Here is a 6,356-nt window from a genome sequence, read left to right as displayed (position 1 = left end):
GATGCGGCTAACAAAACACAAACAGATATATCTAATAACTAAAGTGTTGAAGCATGAACTATCAGGAAATCCATCCCCCGGAACATCTTAGAAACCACATCAGATACTGCTGGACGCTGGAAAGTGAGCATGCGGAAAACAGCACCACTCCCTTCAGAACAATGGCCGACGGCTGTCCGGGCCTCATCTACCAACCCAAAAGTGAGGGAACCCTTTACCAGGGAAACAAACAACTATCTGATCTCTTCCTTTTCGGACAAAGTACCCGTTATGCCGAACTACAGCTAACTGGAAATTTCCAGGCCATTGGCATCCATTTTTACCCCAATGCCCTAAAAACATTATTTGGTCTTCCTGCCGAAGAACTCACCAACTCCTGTTTAAATTTAGAGGACCTTGTCAAGAAGAAACATCCGGCACTCTCCGACCAGCTTTTGTATGCTCCTTCGGCAAATGACCAGCTTAAAATCCTCTTTTATTTCCTGGATATGGAGCAAAAAAGCAGCCTTCATTTGCAGGATGCAGCGATGAAACAGGCACTCGCACAAATCATTCAGTCTAAGGGCCTTGTCCCATTAAAAAGTCTGCAAGACGATCTTGGCCTATCAGAGCGGAGTATGGAAAGGAAATTCAAAGCCTATACTGGTATCTCACCAAAGCTTTTCTCAAGAATTTGCCGCTTCCAGGCCTCCTTAATACAACTAAGAAATAATGAATACGATAAATTTTCAGATATAGCCTATGAAAATAATTATGCTGACCAGTCACACTTCATCCGTTCATTTAAGGAATTTGCAGGATTTTCCCCTTTTCAGTACCAAAAAAAATCGTTCGAAATCGTGGAAAACCTAAACCAACTCAGGCCTTCGTAACACCTGTCGGTTTTGTTCTATTTTGTCCATCGGGCATCTCCTAGCTTTGAATTAAAGATCAAAAATTATGAAAAGCAAAGACAAACTCATTTTGGTACTTGGAGGTACCGGCAAAACAGGTAAAAGAATCGTAGAAAACCTAAACCAACTCGGTCTGCCTGTAAGAATCGGTTCAAGGTCCGCCGCCATCCCTTTTGACTGGGAAGACCGCCAGACATGGATTCCTGCACTCCAGGACGTTAAATCCATCTACCTCTCCTTCCAGCCTGACCTCGCCGCGCCAGGAGCCCCAGACAGCATCCGGGAATTCACTGCTCTCGCCGCCCGAAACAGCATAAATAAAGTCGTCCTGCTATCAGGCAGAGGAGAACCAGAGGCCGAACATTGCGAAGAAATTGTAAAGCAAAGTGGTTTGGACTGGACCATTCTCCGCGCCAGCTGGTTCGCACAAAATTTCAGTGAAAGCTTTCTCCTGCATCCTATAAGAGCCGGTCACGTTGTACTACCCTCCGGAGATACCAAAGAGCCATTCATAGATGCCAATGATATTGCCGAGGCCGCAGTAGCCGCGCTCATCAATAATGAACACCGGCATCAATGCCATGAACTTACAGGCCCCCGCCTTTTAACATTTCCTCAAGCCATTGAAGAAATAGCCTGTGCTTTGGAAAAACCTATTCTCTACGAACAAGTTTCTCCTCAGGCGTATACAGACTTGCTCAGATCCTTTGAGGTTCCCGAAGAATACATCTCGCTGCTTGATTATCTCTTTTCAGAAGTACTGGACGGAAGAAATGCGCATCTTACTAATGGTCTGGAGCGCCTTCTTAAAAGAAAACCAACAGATTTTTCGGAATACATCAAAAAAACAATCGAATCCGGGGTTTGGAAAAGTTAGAATAACTAAGAATCAACGCGCTCTCCATGTCTATTTTCTTCCCTTATAAAGAAACAGACAAATTAACGCTGAAAAAGCACAAACGGTCATAATCAGCGGCATAGGTAAGGTCGACCTTTCGGGGAACAAGCTGACTATTACAGAAGCTACTGCACCTAATCCCATCTGCAAGGCCCCCATTAAGGCAGAAGCACTGCCTGCATTTTTACTAAAAGGTGCAAGAGAAAGCGCAGCCGCATTTGGATTAATCAGACCCAGGCAAGCCAGGTACAAGGCAATAAAAGCAATAGTACTATACAAATTAAGCAAGTCTTGATGAGCTGCAAACAAGAACAATGCACTGCACAATGCCTGTGCAACCAAAGCAAAAGAAACTATTTTCTTACTGCTAAACCACCTCAGCATTAAACTATTTACCTGACTGGAGCCTATAAAAGCAACAGACAACAAGGCAAATACCCATCCGTATCCCGTTTTACTTACCCCATACAGGTTCATAAACACAATAGGTGATGCAGACACATAAGCAAACAGGCCTGCAAAAGCCAGAGAAGCAATCAAGGCATATGTATAAAACTGACGCTCAGCAATAACCGCTAAAAAACTCCTGATAATGGGGCCTGGCTTCAACGAATACCCAGGATCTGGCTGATAACTTTCCGGCAGAAAAAAGAAAGCAGACAAGAGCATAGCCAGGGCCATCAGCGCCAGAAAAACAAATACATAGGGCCATCCCAAACCAGCGATCAGATAGCCCCCGGCTGTTGGCGCCAGCATAGGTGAAACAGCAATCACCAGCATAATGGAGGCAAAGACCTTAGGACTTTCCTGAACGGTAAAAAGATCACGTATCATGGCCACAGAAGCCACTGCAGTTGCACAACTTCCAATAGCCTGCACAAACCTTAAAACAATAAGTTGATTAATATCCTTTACAGCCAAACAACCTATAGAGGCCAGAATATACAAGACCAACCCAAAATACAATGGTTTTTTTCGTCCAAACTTATCCAGAAGAGGCCCATAAAGCAACTGTCCAGCCGAAATTCCAATAAAAAAACTGGATAAGGAAAGCGCAACATTAGGAATACTGGTATGCAGATCTTTTGCAATGGAATCGAATCCCGGCAAATACATATCAATAGAAAATGGTCCAAGCGCAGACAAAGACCCCAGGATGAGAATGGTATAGAACTTTTTAGAACCAGCCATGAAGATGACCTGGTTTAGCCTTTTTGTTCAAAGCCCTTGGCAAGCTCAGTCCAAAGATATTCTGAAGCTTGCTTTAAACGTGCCTTTGTTTGCGCTTTTTTAAGCTTTCTTGGTAGCTTAAACTTATTACTTTTACTTTTTTTAAGGTCTTTTTTGCTCATGGACAAATCTACCCAACCAAATCCAGTTACACAAGTTTTTCCATGAAGCATCCGTTAAACCTTAAAATTGATCTTCCTTTAAAAAGGCAAGGGAAGCATCTTCAAACTGAAGGGTCTCTGTATTTGAACAAGCAAAATGTTGCAATTTCAACGTAGAAAACTTTCCTTTCTTAATCGTATGACTGTCGGAAGAGCCACTGAGTTTCAACATCGCCTGATCATTAACAACGGTATACAAGTCCCCCGCACACACCTTTAAATTCGCCTCTGCCCGATCCTTTAACAGAACCTGAAATATAGGAAAGTTCAAACTGCCTTGCGACCCTATACTTGCCTGATCACAAAGTTCAACCCTTTTCAAGTCTTTTACAGTCACAAAAACAATAATGGTTTCCTGCGTTGCGGAATGGATCATCAGTTTAGGCCCTCTTCGTTTAAAAGACACCCGGCCCAGGTCTTCGGCAAATTCCGTATACACTCTGTACCGGCTGCCCTGACGGAGATAAACCTTTACATTTCCACTAACTTTAAGCATGGAATAATCTGAAGTATCAGCGAGCATGAGCCTTCCTTTTGTGCCTTCATTTGCAAAAGAAGGAGTAGCGGCAGAAATCCCAATAAGGATGTTCATCACTGCTGCAAATAGGGTTTTGATTAAAGTTTTCATATCGGTTTTTTTTTGAAATCTTGATGTTTATTTCCCGATAAGACCACACTGAAAATCAAAACGTTGCACACAAACGACAGTATTATATAAGTTAAGCAGGAAAAACGACGAACGGTGAATTTTAACCGACAAGTTTTGTTATTGTGCTGCTATAAAAAAAAGAAAGCGGTTGGCATCCACCAAACCGCGTCCTATTATTATTCACCTTGCACCTCCCCGGCCACGATGGGCCGGCTCGGCAAGTCCTTATATGCCCTGAGGCTATTAATATCTTCTGTTTTTTTGGGAATAAGACTGCAGAAAGGCAAAAACGTTGCAGCTGTGTATTGCACCATTAGACCACTCCGGCCTTGTGATCGACCAACAGGCAATTCCAATCGACAAGCAGGCCTTTATTTTATATTAGGAAAAGTTTCAAGGGAACATTATCCTCACGAAACCCTTATATTTACTTCTATAAAACTGATTGTTTATGATAAAATCTGCCTGTTTATTTTTTACCATCAGTCTTTTGTTTTTAGCGAGCTGCAAAGCTCCCCCTGCAAAAGACAAAATACTAAATACCATCCCAGATCCGAAAACACTCGGAGAAACTTACGTCAGCAATCCTGATCATATTCTTTCCACTGCAACTGTATCTATACTGAACAATGAACTCAGCAAACTGGATCAGGCCGGCACGGCACATATCGATGTGGTCTTTGTTCAAAGTATCGGAGATAACGTTCCCAAAGACATTGCCCATGAATTGTTCAGAAAATGGAAGATCGGCCGCAAAGACACCAATAATGGATTACTGATCCTGGTGGTGAAAGATCAGAAGAGAATTGAATTTGAAACAGGCTATGGATTGGAGGGCATGCTTCCGGATATGATCTGTAAAAGAATCCAGGAAGACCTCATGATTCCTCATGCAAAGAACAATGATTTTGACAGCGCTATCATTTCAGGAGTGGACGCGGTAATGGCCAGATTAAAAGATGAAGACCAACCAGAATTGGCCCCTTCGGACAGCACTGTTGCAGTTGCTGTTGTTCCTACAACCACACCAGAGGTCGGCTTGGCTGTCGCAGACAGTGCCTCAGCCTATGTTGAAAATCAAAGACCATTTACACAAAACCTACAGGCATCTTCTCCCTCAAAGAACGGCCCGGGCCTTATAGCCCTTCTTGCCTTTATTCCAATCCTGATATTTTATATCGGCATCGCCGCTGCACTTGGTTCAAGTTTAAATGGATATCGCTTTAAGAACAAATGGTTAAATCCTGTCTCCTATTTCCTGGTCTTAGTCCCTTCCGCATTGGTCATCTGGATCAGTTTTATGGATCCCCTTCCTGGCTTTTGGTTTATCCTTAGAAACCTTGTTATTTTCTATCTGTTCCTGTTAATCTACATAAACCTCCATTTCTTCATTTTAAGCTCCATCTTAAAATCCTCCCTTAAAAACCTAAGCCGGCATGAGCAATATTTAAAATGGCAGGAAACACATGCCTCCATGGAACATGCAGTCTTAAAAATATTTCCTTATCCATTTTTAAAATCCTATTGGAAGACCTATAAAGAAAGATTATATCAACTGCGAAATGCGCCATTGGACTGCGAAAAATGTGGAAAGCCTATGGTTTGTCTGGATGACGAACAGGAAGATCAGTTTTTATCCAAAGGCCAGCTTACAGAAGAGCGTATAGACTCCATTGATTACGATGTATGGGAATGCACTTCCTGTAAAGAACACTTGATCCTCGACTACAAAAACATCAAGTCTACAGCCAGGGAGTGCCCCGAATGCCATTTTATCACCTTGAAATTTGATAAAAGGAAGGTGATAAAATCTGCCACGACCTATTCAGAAGGCTATGGATACACCTATTCCATATGTGCGAATTGCAAATTTAAAGATTCAGTCAAATTTGAGATTGCAAAAATCTCCATTTCCAGTGATGACAGCAGTTCTTCTTCATTTTCCAGTAGTAGTTCTTCCAGCAGCTCCTCCTCAAGCAGTTCTTCCAGCAGCACAAGCAGTGGCGGATCATCCGGCGGCGGTGGCGCAGGAAGCAGCTGGTAAAACAAAAAAAGAGCGGCCAATCCTGGTCCGCTCAATTAACTAACTTATTATTCATAAAAAAACTGGCTGTTGGGGAAGGAGTCGAACCTTCAAGGGGAAGTTAGCCTCAGTTCAAAAAATTAATTTGTGGTCAACCCATAAACTGTGTTTATCCCATGATCCCCACCACCGAGACAAGGAGGTGTGTCTGCCAATTTCACCACCCAACATGATATTAATGTACGTATTCTTATGAAGTAAGCTTTGGTTTAGGTTGATTTTTTATAACTTACTTTATAATCGCTGTAGGGGAAGGAGTCGAACCTTCAAGGAGTGGTTAGCCCTTACGGGTTTTCCATAATCTCCACCACCGAGACAAGGAGGTGCGTCTGCCAGTTCCACCACCCTACAGTAGGTAAGCAAATGTTAAAGAACTTGTTTTTTTATCGTTTGCTTGATACAAATGTAACAAGACCTCTATTACGTTGCAAATATTTTAATC

General features: G+C 42.6%; 6 protein-coding genes and 2 tRNA genes. 3 read left to right on the top strand and 5 right to left on the bottom strand.

Features of this window, described 5'->3' with window-relative positions:
* Positions 1–53 precede the first annotated feature (53 nt).
* Both DBR11_RS07560 and DBR11_RS07555 read left to right on the top strand, forming a co-directional pair.
* Positions 54–872 (top strand): helix-turn-helix transcriptional regulator, encoded by an 819-nt coding sequence (locus DBR11_RS07560; protein WP_108551196.1) that lies wholly within the window; start codon positions 54–56, stop codon positions 870–872.
* 67 nt (positions 873–939) lie between these two features.
* The gene (locus DBR11_RS07555; protein ID WP_108551194.1) at positions 940–1,770 is read left to right on the top strand and encodes an NmrA family NAD(P)-binding protein; all 831 of its coding nucleotides are present in this window, start codon (positions 940–942) and stop codon (positions 1,768–1,770) included.
* 30 nt (positions 1,771–1,800) lie between these two features.
* Here DBR11_RS07555 and DBR11_RS07550 read toward each other — a convergent pair whose 3' ends face one another.
* The 3 genes from DBR11_RS07550 to DBR11_RS07540 are packed head-to-tail and all read right to left on the bottom strand — an operon-like array spanning position 1,801 to position 3,810.
* Positions 1,801–2,982: a multidrug effflux MFS transporter gene (locus DBR11_RS07550; protein ID WP_108551192.1), complete on the bottom strand. Its 1,182-nt coding sequence runs from the start codon at positions 2,980–2,982 to the stop codon at positions 1,801–1,803.
* 14 nt (positions 2,983–2,996) lie between these two features.
* Entirely contained in the window at positions 2,997–3,194 is a 198-nt protein-coding gene (locus DBR11_RS07545) for a hypothetical protein (protein ID WP_108551190.1), read from the bottom strand.
* Positions 3,195–3,204: 10 nt separating this feature from the next.
* Complete coding sequence (locus DBR11_RS07540; RefSeq protein WP_108551188.1) at positions 3,205–3,810, bottom strand: GIN domain-containing protein; 606 nt, start codon at positions 3,808–3,810, stop codon at positions 3,205–3,207.
* Positions 3,811–4,282: 472 nt separating this feature from the next.
* On the opposite strand from DBR11_RS07540, the gene DBR11_RS07535 reads away from it, so the two are divergent.
* On the top strand, positions 4,283–5,875 hold the full coding sequence (locus DBR11_RS07535) for a YgcG family protein (protein ID WP_108551186.1): 1,593 nt from the start codon (positions 4,283–4,285) through the stop codon (positions 5,873–5,875).
* 63 nt (positions 5,876–5,938) lie between these two features.
* Here DBR11_RS07535 and DBR11_RS29530 read toward each other — a convergent pair.
* Positions 5,939–6,084: transfer RNA gene (locus DBR11_RS29530), tRNA-Asp, on the bottom strand.
* Positions 6,085–6,157: 73 nt separating this feature from the next.
* Positions 6,158–6,265: transfer RNA gene (locus DBR11_RS29525), tRNA-Asp, on the bottom strand.
* Between the last annotated feature and the right edge of the window lie 91 nt (positions 6,266–6,356).

It is taken from the genome of Pedobacter sp. HMWF019 (genome assembly GCF_003061025.1).
GTDB lineage: Bacteria > Bacteroidota > Bacteroidia > Sphingobacteriales > Sphingobacteriaceae > Pedobacter.
This window is presented reverse-complemented; position numbering and strand designations above follow the sequence as displayed.